Below are 14,640 nucleotides of genomic sequence, written 5' to 3'. Positions count from 1 at the left end.
CGAGAACGGGACCAGGCCGCCCTCGCAGCGCCTCGCGGCGCGTTTTTACCGAGTGCCCGCGCGCGGCCCAGGCGGTCCACACGCGAAAAGCGCGGTATTTTAACCGAACGGGCGGTCGGCGCTAGTGCGGCGAACCCGGGGAAGCAAAAGCGGCGTCGCCATCGGCGCGCGGGCCCGTTCGATTCATCGGGCGAATCGCAGGCCGGGTAAGGGGATCGAAGCGCCGACGATCAAGCGCGAGCGCTCGCCCGCCAAGGCGTGAAAACGCCGCGGCACAAGGGCGCGCGGCGTCGAGAGCGGCCGTCGCATCGCCGCGCTGGGCGGGCGATACGATCGTCGGCGGGAGGTGGGAGGGGGAACGAGGCAGTGAAGCGGCTTATTGCTTTACGGGCGCGGCGTCCGTGGCTCCGTCGTGCCGTTTCTGCCAGCGCTCATGCATGCGTTCGCGCATGGACTCCATCTTTGCGAAATGCTGTTTGAACGTGTCGCTCACCATCGTCTTTTGCTGGTCGTTCAGCGCGTTGTAGGCCGCAAGCCATGCCGTCGCCGTCTCGTCGCGCAGCCGGGCGCCGTCTTGTTGCGACTGCATATGGGCCGAATGCAGCGCGTTCATATCGATGATCGGCTGTTGCATCATCGTTTTTAGTTGCGCGTGCATCTTTTCACGCTCGGCCCGCTCGGCGGCTCGGTCGCGCTGGGTCGTATCGAGCGCGGCTTGCCACAGCTTGTCCTGATCCGGCGTGAGCTTGAGCCGTGCGTGCAGATCGGCCAGTTGCTTCTCCATCATGAAACCGCCGTGATGATGCCAGGCGGCGCCGGGGCCGCCGTCCAGCGCGGGCCCAGACCCCTGCACGCCGGCCGCGTAGGCGCCGAGCGAGAGGGTCAGCGCGGCGGCGGTGGCGGCCAGCAGTCGAAGCGGGTTGCGAGAGGCGCGAGAGGTGCGAGATAAAGCGTTCATCAGAATGTACTCCCTTGATCGAAAGCGACGGTGAGCTCGTTTGTCGAACTCGCCGCCGGTTCGACCAAGGTAGCGACCGCGCCGATCGAACGTGTTACGCACTCGGAGCCAGCCGTTACGATGCATTACGGATAGCTTTCGCCGTAACGTCCGGTAACCCTTCAGGTGCGCTCACCCATCGTTTCGCGAGCGGCTGGCGTTAAACTTCGTTCCATGCCTACACAAATTCTTGTCGTCGACGACGACGCCGAACTGCGCGATCTGCTGCGCGACTATCTCGTCCGTCAGGGCATCGAGGTATCGGTGCTGCACGACGCCGCTTCGCTCGAGCGCCGGCTCGAACGCGAGCGGCCGGATCTCATCGTGCTCGATCTGATGATGCCGGGCGTGGATGGGCTTACGGCGCTGCGCAAGCTGCGCGCGACGGGCGACGACATCCCCGTGATCATGCTGACGGCGCGCGCCGACGACGTCGATCGCATCGTCGGCCTGGAACTGGGCGCGGACGACTACCTCGGCAAGCCTTTCAATCCGCGCGAGCTGCTCGCGCGCGTGCAAGCCGTGCTGCGCAGGCGCCGCACGATCCCGTCGGCGGCGCCGGAGCAGCGCGAACCGTTCGCTTTCGGCCGCTTCCATCTGGATTTCCAGTCGCGCACGCTCAATCAAGAGGGCCGTCCGCTCACGCTGTCGGGCAGCGAATTCGCCCTGCTGAAGATTTTCGTGAATCATCCGATGCGCACGCTCACGCGCGAGCGGCTGCTCGAGCTGCTGCACGGGCCCGAGTACGACGGCACCGATCGCGGCATCGACGTGCAAGTCTGGCGGCTGCGGCGCATCCTCGAATCGGATCCGTCCACGCCGCGCTTCATTCAAACCGTGCGGGGCCGCGGTTACGTGTTCGTCCCCAACGGGGACCCCGATGCGTCGCCCAATTGATTCGCTATTCGGCAGGCTCGCGCTGCTCGTCGTCGCCGTCCTGCTGATCTCGCACTTCGCCTGGTTCGTATTGATACGGGTCGAGCGCAGCCAGTCACAGGCGCGCTATGCGGTCGAGGAAGCCGCGTTTCTGATCGACGCCGTGCGTCAGCACGTCGCCCGCACGCCGTCGGTGCCGTTGCCCTCTCGCGTGCGCCTCGTCGATCCGGCGAGCCCCGAGGTGCCGCCCGCCGATCAACCGCTGCCCGAGCCGATCCAGCGTTTTGTCGAGCAATTGCGCGATCGGCTGCCGCCGGGCTCGCTCGTGCGGATCGGTACGCCGGGGCGTCCGCCGATTCTTTGGGTGCACGAGGCGGCCGACCATGACTGGATCGTCGTGCCGATGCTTTCGCTGCATCCGCCGCGTCCGCGAGACCAAATGCTCGCCTGGCTCGGCATCATCTTCACGGTGGCGGTCATGTGCGCGCTGTTCGTCGCCTGGCGCCTGCAGCAGCCGATCAGGGCGCTCGCTCAAGCGGTCACCCGTTTCGGCCGCGGGCATCCCGTCCCGCCGCTGGCCGAACGCGGTCCGCGCGAGCTGCGCGCGCTCACGCACGGCTTCAACCAGATGGTGCGCGAGGTGTCGCGCACGGAACAGGACCGGGCGGTCATGCTCGCCGGCGTCGCGCACGATTTGAAGACGCCGCTCGCGCGGCTGCGCCTGCGCGCCGAGATGATGGACGAACCCAAGATGCGCGACGGCGTCGTACGCGACGTCGATTCGCTCACGCACATCGTCGACCAGTTCCTCGTATTCGCGCACGACGGAACCGATCGCAGCGAGCCGGTCGAGGTCGACGCGCAGTGCGAGCGCATCGCGCGCACGTACCGCGCCGTCGCCCCGGGCAATCCGACCGTCAAGACAGAACTGGCGGCAGGGATGGGTTTTCGCCTGCCGACCGCGACGCTCGAACGGATCCTCTCGAACCTGCTCGACAACGCGCATGCCTATGGGGCGCCGCCGATCGTGATCGCGACGGCCCGGACGCATACCGGCTGGGAACTGTCGGTATGCGACCACGGCCACGGCATCTCGCAGCAAGATCTCGCCAACGCGAGCCGGCCGTTCGTGCGGCTCGATCCCGCCCGCGGGGGCAATGGCCACAGCGGCTTGGGCCTTGCGATCGTCGAGCGGCTCGTGCGGCGGCTGGGCGGCGCCTGCGAAATCGGCAACGCGCAAGGGCGCGGCCTGTGCGTGACGATGACGTTTCCGTTCACCGCCGCTTCACGGGCCACGCCTCAATCGGAGAGCGCCTGGTAGCGCACGGCAATGCCGGCTGGCGGCTGGCGCCCGACGCGGCCTTGGGCGAATCATCGGCGCTATCGGTCAGGCCTTATTCGGCGAAAAGCGAATCGAGCGCGGCGGCGGCATCGCTGTCGACCGTGTTATAGGTGACGCTGGTCGCCTCGAAAATGTAGTGCGTGGTGTACCTGCCGAGCCGCGCGAGGATCTCTTCTTGGATGTCCTCCGGCTGGCTGTCGAGTTTGAGATACCAAGCGGTGGACGACAGCCTGGTCTGAAACGCGCCGTACTCGGCCATGAGATCGTCGAAGGCGGTCGCATCCTGGTCGCGACAAACGATGACCAGATTTCCTTTCATTGGGTGTCTCCCGGTAGATCGGTAAGTTCACTCGCCACGAGAAACCGATGATACCCGGTCTCGCCGATGTACCGTTTGTTCGCTGATTTTTCGACGTATCGGACTTCGCGCGGCGCAGCGGTTCCCGGGGGCGGCCGCTTTCACGGCATAATCTCGTGTCGGCGCACTGCCGCCGAACGTTTCTAGCAACGCCGAGCGTGCTGGCGCGCGTTTTCCGCGAAATATTGCCGCTCATGCAATTTGATGGCGTGAGAGAGGCCCGTGCCGCGCTGCCGGGCTCGACTCCGGCGCGGCTGGCGCTGGGCTCGGCGACACCGTCGAGCGGCGAGGCGCAGATTTTGTGGCCGGCGCGGTTGTGCCTGAAACATAGGTTGTAGTAGTGTCGTGCCGGTCAAAAGAACAGGCAGCGACAGGCGACGGCCAAGCCCCGAGGCTTTGCAGTCGACGATTCGCGCTTAATCGCATCACCGCAACCCTACGCTCCTCATGCTCGTATTCCGTGTCTCGGATCGTTTCGCCGCCCCGCGCGCGCGCGCAAACGCTCACCGTCGGACCGCTAGCCGCCTTGCCGCGGCCAGGGCGCCGTTCGCGGCCGTTCCTCGCCCGCCGCGCGGCGTGAAGGGGGCCTGATGGACTTCGGCTTCAACCTGAACCGTACCGCCAATGCGTCGGCGTGGCGGCTTGCGCCGAACCGCTGGGATTTCGTCGCATTCCCGCTCATCATCTGCGCCATCGCGATGGCCGCGATCGGCTTTCACCAGACGATGGCGCCCATTTCGACGCTCAAGACTCAAGTCATTTCCCTGAACCCCGCCATGCTGCCGGAATATGCGCTGCGCACGACGCTGCGCATGCTGGCGGCGATCGTCGCGTCGTTCGTGTTCACGCTCGTCTACGGCACGCTGGCCGCCAAGAGCCGCCGAGCGGGCATGGTGCTCGTGCCGATTCTCGACATCCTGCAATCGGTGCCCGTGCTCGGCTATATCTCCTTCACGGTCACGTTCTTTCTGGCGCTCTTCCCGGCCCGCGTGCTCGGGGCGGAGCTCGCGGCGATCTTCGCCATCTTCACGAGCCAGGCGTGGAACATGACGTTCAGCTTCTACCAGTCGCTGCGCACGGTGCCGCGCGATTTGGACGAAGTCTCGCGCGGCTTTCATCTGACCGCGTGGCAGCGCTTCTGGAAGCTCGAGGTGCCGTTCTCGATGCCGGGCCTCATCTGGAACATGATGATGTCGATGTCGGGCGGCTGGTTCTTCGTCGTGGCATCGGAAGCAATCACCGTCGGCAACAACACCATCACGCTGCCGGGCATCGGCGCCTATCTCTCGCAAGCGATCGCCGTCAAGAACCTCGGTGCGATCGGCTGGGTGATCGTCACGATGAGCATCGTCATCCTGGCCTACGATCAACTGATGTTCCGCCCGCTCGTCGCCTGGGCGGACAAGTTCCGCATGGAGACGACGAGTTCGGGCGATGCGCCGGAATCGTGGCTGCTCGACCTCGTGCGCCGTACGCGCTTGATTCATCTGCTGCTCGTGCCGGCTGGCTGGATGTTCGCCAAGCTCGCGCGCCTGCCCTTGAAGATCCCGCGTATCGATACGGCGTCGTTCGCCCGCTTGACGCGCGCGGACAAGCGCTCGCGTACGGGCGACATCGTCTGGGCCGTGCTCGTGTTGGGCGCCACGGTGTTCGTCGTATGGCGCGTCTTCGCCTATGTGCGCACGGGCGTGACGGGCGCCGAGGTCGGCCATGTCTTCGGCCTGGGTTTCCTTACGCTTGCGCGCGTCGTGATCCTGATCGCGATCTCGTCGCTGATCTGGGTGCCGTTGGGCGTGAAGATCGGGCTGAAGCCGGCGATCGCCGAGAAAGTTCAGCCGATCGCACAGTTTCTCGCCGCCTTTCCCGCGAACCTGCTGTTTCCGGTGTTCGTCATCGTCATCGTCCGGTTCCATTTGAACGCCGATATCTGGCTGTCGCCGCTGATCGTGCTGGGGACCCAGTGGTATATCCTGTTCAACGTCATTGCGGGCACGATGGCCTACCCGAACGACTATCGCGAGGCGGCGACCAATTTTCGGATTCGCGGCTGGCAATGGTGGCGCCAGGCGATGCTGCCGGGCATCTTCCCTTACTACGTGACGGGCGCGATCACCGCGTCGGGGGGCGCCTGGAACGCGAGCATCGTCGCCGAGTTCGTGCAGTGGGGCGATACGAAAGTCGCCGCCCATGGCCTTGGCGCGTACATTGCCGAATATACGGCCGCGGGCGATTTCCCGAAGATCATTCTCGGCATCGCGGTCATGTCGCTGTTCGTGACGTTGTTCAACCGTCTGCTTTGGCGCCCGTTGTATGCCTATGCGGAAGCGAAGCTGCGGCTCGACTGACCGCCGATCGAGTGCCCCATTCAAGAGTGAAGCGCAATGCATAATCCCAAAGCTGAACTAAGCGCCGCGTCGTTCGCCGGCACGGCGCCGGTCGGGCCGCGCCTGGGCGAGGAAGTCCTCAACGTCAAAGGCGTGCGCCGCGGTTTCTCCAAGGCGCAAGGCGAACTGCTCGTACTCGACGACGTGAACCTGTCGCTGCGCGAAGGCGAGATCGTCGGCTTGCTCGGGCGTTCGGGCTCCGGCAAATCCACGCTGCTGCGCATCATCGCCGGTCTCATCGAACCGACCGCCGGCGACGTACGTTACATGGGCGAGCCGCTGTCCGGCCCGGCCGAAGGCGTGGCGATGGTGTTCCAGACGTTCGCGCTGTTCCCGTGGCTCACGGTGTTGCAGAACGTCGAGGCGGGGCTCGAGGCGCAGGGCGTGGGTGCGCGCGAGCGCCGCGAGCGCGCGCTGGCCGCGATCGATCTGATCGGGCTGGACGGCTTCGAGAACGCCTATCCGCGCGAGCTCTCGGGCGGCATGCGTCAGCGCGTGGGCTTCGCACGGGCGCTCGTCGTCGATCCGACGCTGCTGCTCATGGACGAACCGTTCTCTGCGCTCGATGTGTTGACGGCGGAAACGCTGCGCACCGACTTGCTCGATCTCTGGACGCAGCGGCGCATGCCGATCAAATCGGTGCTGATCGTCACGCACAACATCGAGGAAGCGGTGTTCATGTGCGACCGCATCCTCGTGCTCGCGTCCAATCCCGGGCGCGTGCTGGCTGAAATCAAGGTACCGTTCGCTCATCCGCGCAACCGGCTCGATCCGGCATTCCGGCGTCTTGTCGACGATATCTACGCGAAGATGACGGCCCGCCGCACGGACGAAGCGACGAAGAAGGGCCTCGAACTCGGCAGTTGGCTGCCGAGCGTGTCGACGAACTTGATGGCCGGTCTCATCGAAACGCTTGCAGCGCCCCCGTATCACGGCCGCGCCGACATGCCGGAAATCGCGCGCTCGCTGCACCTGGAGGTGGACGATCTCTTCCCGATCGCGGAAGTGCTGCAGCACCTCGGTTTCGCCGACGTGCGCGAGGGCGACATCTTTCTCACGCCGCCCGCGCGCGTGTTCGCCGAATTCGGGACGCAGGAGCGCAAGATGATGTTCGCCGAACACCTGCTGCGCCATGTGCCGCTGGCCGCGCGAATCAAGAAGGTGCTCAACGAGCGACCTGGGCACCGCGCGCCGCGCGTGCGCTTCGAGCAGGAACTGGAGGACTTCTTGTCCGACAGCGCGGCCGAAGAGACGCTCGACGCCGTCATCAACTGGGGCCGTTACGGCGAGATCTTCTCGTACAACGACCAGACGGAAATCTTCAGTCTCGAGGACGTCGAGTCCTAATTCCCAACCGCTCGAGAACGGAAAACGCGCCGCCCGCCGCCCGACCGGGCGCGGGCGGCGCGCTCGTTTTCAAGCGTCCGGCGCCGTGCTTTCGTCCTCTTCCTCATACGCGCCGAGGCGGTTGTAGAGCGTCTTCAGGCTCACGCCTAGCGCCTTCGCCGCTCGCCGCTTATCGCCGCCGCAATACTTCAGCGTTCCCAAGATGATCTGCCGCTGCGCTTCGGCCAGGGGCGTCCCGACCCATATGCTCATCGCGTCGCCTTGCGTGATGGCTTTCTTCGCACGCGCGGCGAGGCGGGGATGCTCGATCTCGACCGATTTTTCGGCGAGGATGAAGGCGCGATAGACGCTGTTCTTCAACTCGCGGACGTTGCCGGGCCACGAATACGTGCGCAACGTTTCCTTCGCGCGTTTGCTGAAGGTTTTATTCGTGCCTTCTTGCGCGTTGAGTTCGCTCAGAAAGTGCTGCGCCAGCAGTTCTCGATCGCTCTCCCGCTCGCGCAGGGGCGGCGCGCGCAACGGAAACACCGCGAGCCGGTACATCAGATCCTCGCGTAGACCGTTTTCCTTGACGGCGACCATCGGGTCGCGGTTCGTCGCGGCAATCACGCGCACGTCGCTGCGCAAGAGTTCGGTGCCGCCGACGCGATAGAACGTGCCGGTTTCGAGCGCGCGCAGCAACTTCACCTGCCGCACGGGCATCATCTCCGTCACTTCGTCCAGAAAGAGGGTGCCGCCGTTGGCGTGCTCGAAGTAGCCTGCGCGGCCTTGCACGGCGCCCGTGAAGCTGCCGCGTTCGTGGCCGAACAGTTCGGCTTCGATGAGCGTGTCGGGAATCGCTCCGCAGTTGACGGCCACGAACGGGCCGTCCTTGCGCGCGCTGCGATCGTGGATCGTGCGCGCGACAAGTTCCTTGCCGGTGCCGGATTCTCCGACCACCAGCACTGTCGCGTCCGTTGCGGCGACGCGCTCGATTTGCTCGTACAGCTCGAGCATCGACGGGGACGAGCCGTAGAGCATGCCATACGATTCGAGCCCGGCCGCGTCACGCACAAGGTTTTTCGCGAATCGTGCCGCAGCGCCCTGTTCGGGCGGTGCGGCCGCAGTTTCGAGATCGGTTGACTCGGCCATTATGATTGCTGTCCGTAGGGCGCGGTCGCGCCGCGAAAAGGTAAGTGCTTCCTTCCTTCGGCGCCAACGCGCGTAGCTAGTTCCAAAAGAGTATTTAACCACGCAAAGCCCGCCCGACGCAGCCGCATCGCATCCAAAACCCTGGCACGAAAACTGCGGCACATGGAATTCGACGGTGAGCGGAACTCGGCGAGCCTGGATCGATCGGAAAGTGATCCGGGCGACGTGCGAACGCCGCTTTACGTTGCGTTCGTCAATAAACCGAGCAAATGCTAAGGGGGATCAGATGGCACGTCCCAAGATCGGCATGTTTGGCGCGTTGGTCGCGGTCGGCGGCATGATCGCCTGGCGCTGGGCGCAGAAGCATCGTGCGTCGCAGGCCCGGCTGGCAGGCGAATTGAGCCGGTGGGAGGGCGAGGGCGGCGCGGTGGTCAGCGCCGCGGCGCCTGCGCCGTCGTTGTCCGCCGCGGGTCCGGGGCGCGATGTCGCTCCCAACGGAGCGGGCCGCGCGGGCGCCGAGGCCGTCGGCGGCACGCGCGACGCGTGGATTTTTCCTCACGGGCACGCCTGACGCTGCTCGAACGCTGTCCTGTGGCGGGCGTCGCCGGCGTGCGGCGCCTATTTTCGATCGGGTGTGCACAATTGCTCGCCTCGAACGTCGCGTCTAGGCAAAATATAGCGCGACGAACGACGCGGGCAGGCGGCGTTTGCACGGCAACGCGCCGGCCCGCCTTTTATTCACTTCTATCTAACTTGGACCCAACGAACCCAGATGCCACATGTGCTGATAGTCGACGACGACCCGGAAACGCGCGAAGCCCTCGTATCGATCATTGCCGCGGACGGCTTGACGACGGCGACGGCCGGCGATTTGCGCGAGGCTCGCATTCAGCTCGTGCGACAAACGCCCGACGTCGTGTTCACGGATCTGCAATTGCCGGACGGCAGCGGGGTCGATCTTTTCGAGGATCTCGACCCGCGCTCGGGGGTGGAGATCGTCGTCATCACGGGGCACGCGACCGTCGAGTCCGCTGTGACGGCGCTCAAGATGGGCGCGTCGGACTACCTCGTCAAGCCCATCAATATGCAGCGCGTCAAGGCCGTCTTGGACCGCTTGCCGCGCGCCGGCGATCTCAAGGCGCAGATTGGCACGCTGCGCGGCGAATTGCGTCGCATGGGCCGCTTCGGCCTCATGCTCGGCAATTCGGCGGCGATGCAATCGGTGTATGACCAAATCGGGCGCGTCGCGCCCACGGCGGCGTCGGTGCTGCTCGTCGGCGAGTCGGGCACCGGCAAGGAGGTCGCCGCGCAGACGATCCACGAATTGAGCCTGCGCCGAAAACATGCGTTTCTAGCCGTGAACTGCGGCGCGATTTCGCCGAACTTGATCGAGTCGGAAATGTTCGGGCACGAGCGCGGCTCGTTTACGGGCGCCGACCGCCAGCACAAAGGCTACTTCGAACGCGCAAGCGGCGGCACGATCTTTCTCGACGAAATCACGGAAATGCCCGCCGAACTGCAGGTGAAATTCCTGCGTGTGCTCGAGACAGGCATGTTTATGCGAGTCGGGACGACCAAGGAGATCGAGACCGACGTTCGCGTGATCGCGGCCACGAATCGCGACCCCGAGGAAGCTGTGCTCGAAGGCAAGCTGCGGCTCGATCTCTATCATCGGCTCAACGTTTTTCCGATCAGCCTGCCGCCGCTGCGCGAGCGAGGCAACGACGTGTGGCTGCTCGCTCAAGCGTTTCTCGACGAACTCAACGATCGCCATGGTTCGCGCAAGCAATTTCCGCCGGCCGTGAAGGACATGATGTTGTCGTATCCGTGGCCGGGGAATGTGCGCGAACTGAAGAACTACGTGCAGCGGGCATTCATCATGGCGGGCCCCGATGCGGACAGCACGGCCGCCGTGCCGCTGCAGATTTCGCTCTCGAAACCCTCCACGGGCACCGCGGTGACGATTCCGTTCGGTACGTCGCTGGCGATGGCCGATCGCCAGCTGATTTTGGCGACGCTCGAACAGTGCGGCGGCGTCAAAACGCGCGCGGCTGAAATTCTCGGCATCAGCCTCAAAACGCTCTACAACCGGCTCGTCGAGTACGGCGAGGACGCCAAATCGGCTGCCGGCGAGGGTGATCCGGCCGGCGAAACGGGCGAGGCCACGGCCGGAAGATGAAGGCGACGGCGCGCGGGTCGCGCGCCGCCTGGCAAAGGACTTGCTCGTCGACACGGCTAGTGTTCGTTGCTCGACGAGGTACGTCCCCCATGTTCTCGAAGTGCGCATTGCCGAGTGAGCGGGTGCGTCTGCACGCGCCCGAACCCGATCCGCCGGTCCCGCCGCCGAAGGAGCCGCCGTTGCCGGGGCCGGTCCCCGAGCGCGAGCCTCCCGCGCCCGCCGAGCCGCCGATCGGCGATCCCCCGCCAGCCCCACCGGATGCACCTCCCATGCACTGATGAAAATAGAGAGAGTTGCAGTGTACCGGTTACAAATCTGACGCAATTGTTACCGCGCGAAGGCCCGCCGGGCATCCTAGACTTAGAGTTGATTGCCTGCCCGGGCATTCGCCTGCTCCTGGAGATCGTTCCATGAGACACCCCGCGTTGCGGCGCTCCGCGCGCCATGCGCTCAAGCGCGAAGCAAAGAACGGCGGCGGTTTTCCCGCTCGGTCGCCGTCGTCGACGCAAGACCCATCGTCGCAAAACCGTCCCGCGCCGGGCTCGCCACCCGACGGCGAGCACAACCAGGGCGGCGCGCGTGCGGAGGGGCTCGACTATCAGCGCGACCTTGGCTCGGAACAGGACGCGTAGCCCCTCGCCAGTCCGCTAGAGGGCGACACTTGCGCGATTCGCCTGCGCGCGAGTGGGTTGATACCGATCGAGATCGTCTGATCGAACGATCGGCTAGATGGCGCGCGCGTGCTTCGCCGTGGAGCGAAGCACGGTGTCGTTGCTTGCGCGCGCATTTCTCAGACGAATGCCGGCGGCATTTTCCAGACGTTAATCGAGGCACGGCCCTTGCGTGCGCAATGTCGAGCAGCGGCGAGAGGGGTCGTCGCGCAAGAATGCCAACCGAAGAGGTGGAGCCGCAATGAGCAGACTAATCGTGGTGTCGAACCGCGTCGCGCCGACGCAGGAGGGCCGCCCCGCGGCGGGGGGGCTTGCCATCGGCGTGCTGGACGCTTTGAAGGAAACCGGGGGCGTCTGGTTTGGATGGAGCGGAGAAATCGTGGGCGAGCCGCACGCGCCCATCATCGATAAGCAGGGCAACGTCACGTACGCGACCGTCGGTCTGACCCGACGCGATTACGATCAGTACTACAGGGGGTTTTCCAACGCGACCCTTTGGCCTACGTTTCACTACCGCACCGATCTGTCGCGCTACGACCGGCAGGAGTATGCCGGCTATTTGCGGGTCAATGCGACGCTGGCCAAGCAACTGAAAGCCATGCTCGAACCCGACGACATCATCTGGGTTCACGACTACCATCTATTGCCGTTCGCACGATCGCTGCGCGACATCGGCGTCACCAATCCCATCGGCTTCTTCCTGCATATCCCGTTTCCGGTGCCGGAGATGATGCGCACCGTTCCCCCTCACGAGGAGCTCGTGAAGGCGATGTGCAGCTACGATGTGGTGGGCTTTCAGACGCAAGCCGATCGACAATCGTTCATCGACTATATCGAGCGCGGCGGTTTCGGTTCAGCTAGCGACGACGGCATGATTCACGCATTTGGACGCGTACTGAAAGCCGGCGCGTATCCGATCGGAATTTACCCCGACGCCATCGCGAAGGCGGCTCAACAATTCTCCGACCGCAAGCACGTGGGCGCATTGCGCGAATCCGCTCGCGGCCGCCGGCTCATCATGAGCGTCGACCGCCTCGATTATTCGAAGGGGCTGGTCGAGCGCTTCCAGGCGTTCGAGCGGTTGCTGCTCGGCGCGCCGCATTGGCAGGGGCGCGTCTCGCTCGTGCAGATTGCGCCGCCGACGCGCTCCGATGTGCAAACGTATCAGCGCATCCGCCAAACGTTGGAAGGCGAGGCGGGCCGCATCAACGGGCGGTTCGCGCAACTCGATTGGACGCCGATCCAGTATCTGAATCGCAAGTACGAGCGCAATCTGCTGATGGCCTTGTTCCGGCTTTCTCAGGTGGGTTATGTCACGCCGCTGCGCGACGGGATGAATCTCGTTGCTAAGGAGTACGTAGCATCGCAAGACCCCGAAGATCCAGGCGTGCTCGTGTTGTCCCAATTCGCCGGCGCGGCGGAGCAGCTGCCCGGCGCATTGGTGGTCAATCCGTTCGATCTGACGCAGATGGCAGAAGCGCTTGAGCGCGCGCTATCGATGCCGCTCGAGGATCGCAAGGCACGGCACGCCGACATGATGGCGTTGCTGCGGGCGAACGACCTATCGACGTGGCGCGATGCGTTCCTCGCCGATTTGCGGCACGTCACCACCGCCGCATCGTTTACGCGCAAGGCGGTCAAGCTCGCTGACATTGCTGCCTGATCGGCGCATCCGCGTTCGGAGCCTTCAACGCAATCGGGCCGGCGAAAAGCCGGCCCGATTCGTTTTACTTTTGGACGATTCGATTCGATCGAGGCCAAACCGTTCGTACAACTAAGCGATGCGGCGCGGATACGCGCCGCATCCGCGGGCTTCCTTACGCTTGTCGGCGCAACTGCGCGGGCGGCACCTTCAGCAGGTTGCGATACTTCGCCACGGTGCGCCGCGCGACGATCATGCCTTCCTGAGCCAGCATCTTGGCGAGCGCGACATCCGAGAGCGGATTGCGCACGTCTTCCTGATCGATCATTTCCTTGATCAAGGCACGTACGGCGGCGGCGGAGCAACGGCCTCCCGTCTCGGTGGCGAGTTCGCGCGGGAAGAAATGTCGGAACTCGAAGATACCGCGTGGGGTCGCCATGTATTTGTTGCTCGAGGCGCGGGACACGGTCGATTCGTGCAGCCCGAGTTCTTCGGCGAGTTTGCTCAGCACGAGCGGCTTCAGCGCGATTTCGCCGTAGTCGAAGAATGCCTTTTGATAGGAGACGATGCATTGCGCCACGCGTTGGATCGTCGTGAAGCGCTGTTCGGCGTTGCGCAGCAGCCACCGCGCTTCCTGCAGCTGCTGGCCGAGCGGTGAGCCCGCGCCGCCCGATTGCGCGAATAGCTCCGCATAGACGCGATGAATGCGCGCTCGCGGTAGAACGGCCGGGTTGATCGATGCGACCCACCGCCCCTTCACGCGGCGCACGATCACGTCGGGAATCACGTAATTGTCGTCGGCGCGCGAGTAGAACTGTCCCGGCTTCGGGTCGAGCCGGCGCACGAGTGCGCATGCTTTGCGCAGTTCTTCCGCCGAGCAGCCCAATTGCTTTTGCAGCTCCGCATGCTCCCTGCGCGCGAGCCGCTCGAGATGATGCGTAACGATCTCGCGGGCAGCGGCGCGGCCGGGCGTCTCGGCGGCCATCGCATCGAGCTGCAAGCTCAGGCACTCCGAAAGCGAACGCGCACCGACACCCGGGCGATCCAGCGTTTGAACGAGCCGTAACGCCACGCGCAATTCTTCCTCGCCGAGCGGCGGATCGGCCTCGAAGGCGGCCGCAAGTTCGTCGAGCGGCTCGCGCAGGTAACCGTCGTCATCCAGCGCTTCGATCACGATCTGGGCGGCGGCGCGATCGCGCTCGTTCAGCGGGTACAACTGAAGCAGGTTGTGCAGGTGCTCATGCATCGTCGGCTGCGCGTGCGCCCAGGCGCCCGGATCGACGTCGTCCGAATCGCTGTTGTTGCGAGAGGCGCTGCGCGTGCTCCAGTCCTGGCCGAAGTCGCCGATCGGATCGTCGCCGGCCGCGACCGTATCGGTGCTGACGGCGCCATCGTAGGAATCGGCCGCCTCTGCGGCAGGCGGAGTATCGACCGCCACGCCGGGCTCCAGCGCCGCGCCGTCGTGGTTCTGCGCGCCGTTCGCGCCTGCTTCGGCCTCCTCGATCAAAGGGTCGTCGTATTCGAGGAACGGATTGTTGTCGAGCGCTTGACGCAGTTCATGCTGGAACTCCAGCGACGACAACTGTAGTAGCCGCACCGATTGTTGCAGGCGCGGCGTCAGAGCGACGTGTTGTTTGCTGCGCAGTTCGAGAATGGGCGGCATATCGATGTCCAGTGGAATAGTCTTGGCTTCTAAAGCAACTGCCATACCAA

General features: G+C 64.8%; 12 protein-coding genes. 8 read left to right on the top strand and 4 right to left on the bottom strand.

Features of this window, described 5'->3' with window-relative positions:
• Positions 1 to 376: 376 nt before the first annotated feature.
• Positions 377 to 958, bottom strand: a complete 582-nt coding sequence (locus ACTHNR_RS19875; protein WP_440549374.1) for a periplasmic heavy metal sensor — start codon at positions 956 to 958, stop codon at positions 377 to 379.
• 213 nt (positions 959 to 1,171) lie between these two features.
• On the opposite strand from ACTHNR_RS19875, the gene ACTHNR_RS19870 reads away from it, so the two are divergent.
• The gene (locus tag ACTHNR_RS19870) at positions 1,172 to 1,894 is read left to right on the top strand and encodes a response regulator (protein ID WP_440549373.1); all 723 of its coding nucleotides are present in this window, start codon (positions 1,172 to 1,174) and stop codon (positions 1,892 to 1,894) included.
• Positions 1,878 to 3,194 (top strand): ATP-binding protein, encoded by a 1,317-nt coding sequence (locus ACTHNR_RS19865; RefSeq protein ID WP_440549372.1) that lies wholly within the window; start codon positions 1,878 to 1,880, stop codon positions 3,192 to 3,194. The genes ACTHNR_RS19870 and ACTHNR_RS19865 overlap by 17 nt, the downstream gene beginning before the upstream one ends.
• Before the next feature lie 73 nt (positions 3,195 to 3,267).
• Here ACTHNR_RS19865 and ACTHNR_RS19860 read toward each other — a convergent pair whose 3' ends face one another.
• Complete coding sequence (locus tag ACTHNR_RS19860) at positions 3,268 to 3,534, bottom strand: double-stranded DNA-specific endonuclease (protein ID WP_440549371.1); 267 nt, start codon at positions 3,532 to 3,534, stop codon at positions 3,268 to 3,270.
• A gap of 629 nt (positions 3,535 to 4,163) precedes the next feature.
• Here ACTHNR_RS19860 and ACTHNR_RS19855 point away from each other — a divergent pair.
• Both ACTHNR_RS19855 and ACTHNR_RS19850 read left to right on the top strand, forming a co-directional pair.
• Entirely contained in the window at positions 4,164 to 5,918 is a 1,755-nt protein-coding gene (locus tag ACTHNR_RS19855; RefSeq protein WP_440549370.1) for an ABC transporter permease, read from the top strand.
• 36 nt (positions 5,919 to 5,954) lie between these two features.
• Entirely contained in the window at positions 5,955 to 7,304 is a 1,350-nt protein-coding gene (locus tag ACTHNR_RS19850; protein WP_440549369.1) for an ABC transporter ATP-binding protein, read from the top strand.
• A 69-nt stretch (positions 7,305 to 7,373) separates the two neighbouring features.
• Here the strand turns inward: ACTHNR_RS19850 and ACTHNR_RS19845 are convergent, their stop codons facing one another.
• Positions 7,374 to 8,435, bottom strand: a complete 1,062-nt coding sequence (locus tag ACTHNR_RS19845) for a sigma-54 interaction domain-containing protein (protein WP_440549368.1) — start codon at positions 8,433 to 8,435, stop codon at positions 7,374 to 7,376.
• 286 nt (positions 8,436 to 8,721) lie between these two features.
• On the opposite strand from ACTHNR_RS19845, the gene ACTHNR_RS19840 reads away from it, so the two are divergent.
• The 4 genes from ACTHNR_RS19840 to otsA all read left to right on the top strand — a co-directional run bounded on the left by ACTHNR_RS19840 (position 8,722) and on the right by otsA (position 12,948).
• Positions 8,722 to 9,006: a hypothetical protein gene (locus tag ACTHNR_RS19840; protein WP_440549367.1), complete on the top strand. Its 285-nt coding sequence runs from the start codon at positions 8,722 to 8,724 to the stop codon at positions 9,004 to 9,006.
• 201 nt (positions 9,007 to 9,207) lie between these two features.
• Entirely contained in the window at positions 9,208 to 10,614 is a 1,407-nt protein-coding gene (locus ACTHNR_RS19835; RefSeq protein ID WP_440549366.1) for a sigma-54-dependent transcriptional regulator, read from the top strand.
• 410 nt (positions 10,615 to 11,024) lie between these two features.
• Positions 11,025 to 11,246: a hypothetical protein gene (locus tag ACTHNR_RS19830; protein WP_440549365.1), complete on the top strand. Its 222-nt coding sequence runs from the start codon at positions 11,025 to 11,027 to the stop codon at positions 11,244 to 11,246.
• Positions 11,247 to 11,526: 280 nt separating this feature from the next.
• Complete coding sequence (otsA, locus tag ACTHNR_RS19825; RefSeq protein WP_440549364.1) at positions 11,527 to 12,948, top strand: alpha,alpha-trehalose-phosphate synthase (UDP-forming); 1,422 nt, start codon at positions 11,527 to 11,529, stop codon at positions 12,946 to 12,948.
• A 154-nt stretch (positions 12,949 to 13,102) separates the two neighbouring features.
• Here the strand turns inward: otsA and ACTHNR_RS19820 are convergent, their stop codons facing one another.
• Complete coding sequence (locus ACTHNR_RS19820; RefSeq protein ID WP_440549376.1) at positions 13,103 to 14,590, bottom strand: RNA polymerase factor sigma-54; 1,488 nt, start codon at positions 14,588 to 14,590, stop codon at positions 13,103 to 13,105.
• Between the last annotated feature and the right edge of the window lie 50 nt (positions 14,591 to 14,640).

The organism is Trinickia sp. (assembly GCF_051954495.1).
Lineage (GTDB): Bacteria > Pseudomonadota > Gammaproteobacteria > Burkholderiales > Burkholderiaceae > Trinickia.
Note: the sequence above shows the minus strand (reverse complement) of the source record. Positions and strands in the feature narration are given on the sequence as shown.

Bases quoted from the DNA above. Each gene is read 5' to 3' on its own strand.
- ACTHNR_RS19875 (WP_440549374.1), bottom strand. From the start codon at position 958: ATGAACGCTTTATCTCGCACCTCTCGCGCCTCTCGCAACCCGCTTCGA.
- ACTHNR_RS19870 (WP_440549373.1), top strand. From the start codon at position 1,172: ATGCCTACACAAATTCTTGTCGTCGACGACGACGCCGAACTGCGCGAT.
- ACTHNR_RS19865 (WP_440549372.1), top strand. From the start codon at position 1,878: ATGCGTCGCCCAATTGATTCGCTATTCGGCAGGCTCGCGCTGCTCGTC.
- ACTHNR_RS19860 (WP_440549371.1), bottom strand. From the start codon at position 3,534: ATGAAAGGAAATCTGGTCATCGTTTGTCGCGACCAGGATGCGACCGCC.
- ACTHNR_RS19855 (WP_440549370.1), top strand. From the start codon at position 4,164: ATGGACTTCGGCTTCAACCTGAACCGTACCGCCAATGCGTCGGCGTGG.
- ACTHNR_RS19850 (WP_440549369.1), top strand. From the start codon at position 5,955: ATGCATAATCCCAAAGCTGAACTAAGCGCCGCGTCGTTCGCCGGCACG.
- ACTHNR_RS19845 (WP_440549368.1), bottom strand. From the start codon at position 8,435: ATGGCCGAGTCAACCGATCTCGAAACTGCGGCCGCACCGCCCGAACAG.
- ACTHNR_RS19840 (WP_440549367.1), top strand. From the start codon at position 8,722: ATGGCACGTCCCAAGATCGGCATGTTTGGCGCGTTGGTCGCGGTCGGC.
- ACTHNR_RS19835 (WP_440549366.1), top strand. From the start codon at position 9,208: ATGCCACATGTGCTGATAGTCGACGACGACCCGGAAACGCGCGAAGCC.
- ACTHNR_RS19830 (WP_440549365.1), top strand. From the start codon at position 11,025: ATGAGACACCCCGCGTTGCGGCGCTCCGCGCGCCATGCGCTCAAGCGC.
- otsA (WP_440549364.1), top strand. From the start codon at position 11,527: ATGAGCAGACTAATCGTGGTGTCGAACCGCGTCGCGCCGACGCAGGAG.
- ACTHNR_RS19820 (WP_440549376.1), bottom strand. From the start codon at position 14,590: ATGCCGCCCATTCTCGAACTGCGCAGCAAACAACACGTCGCTCTGACG.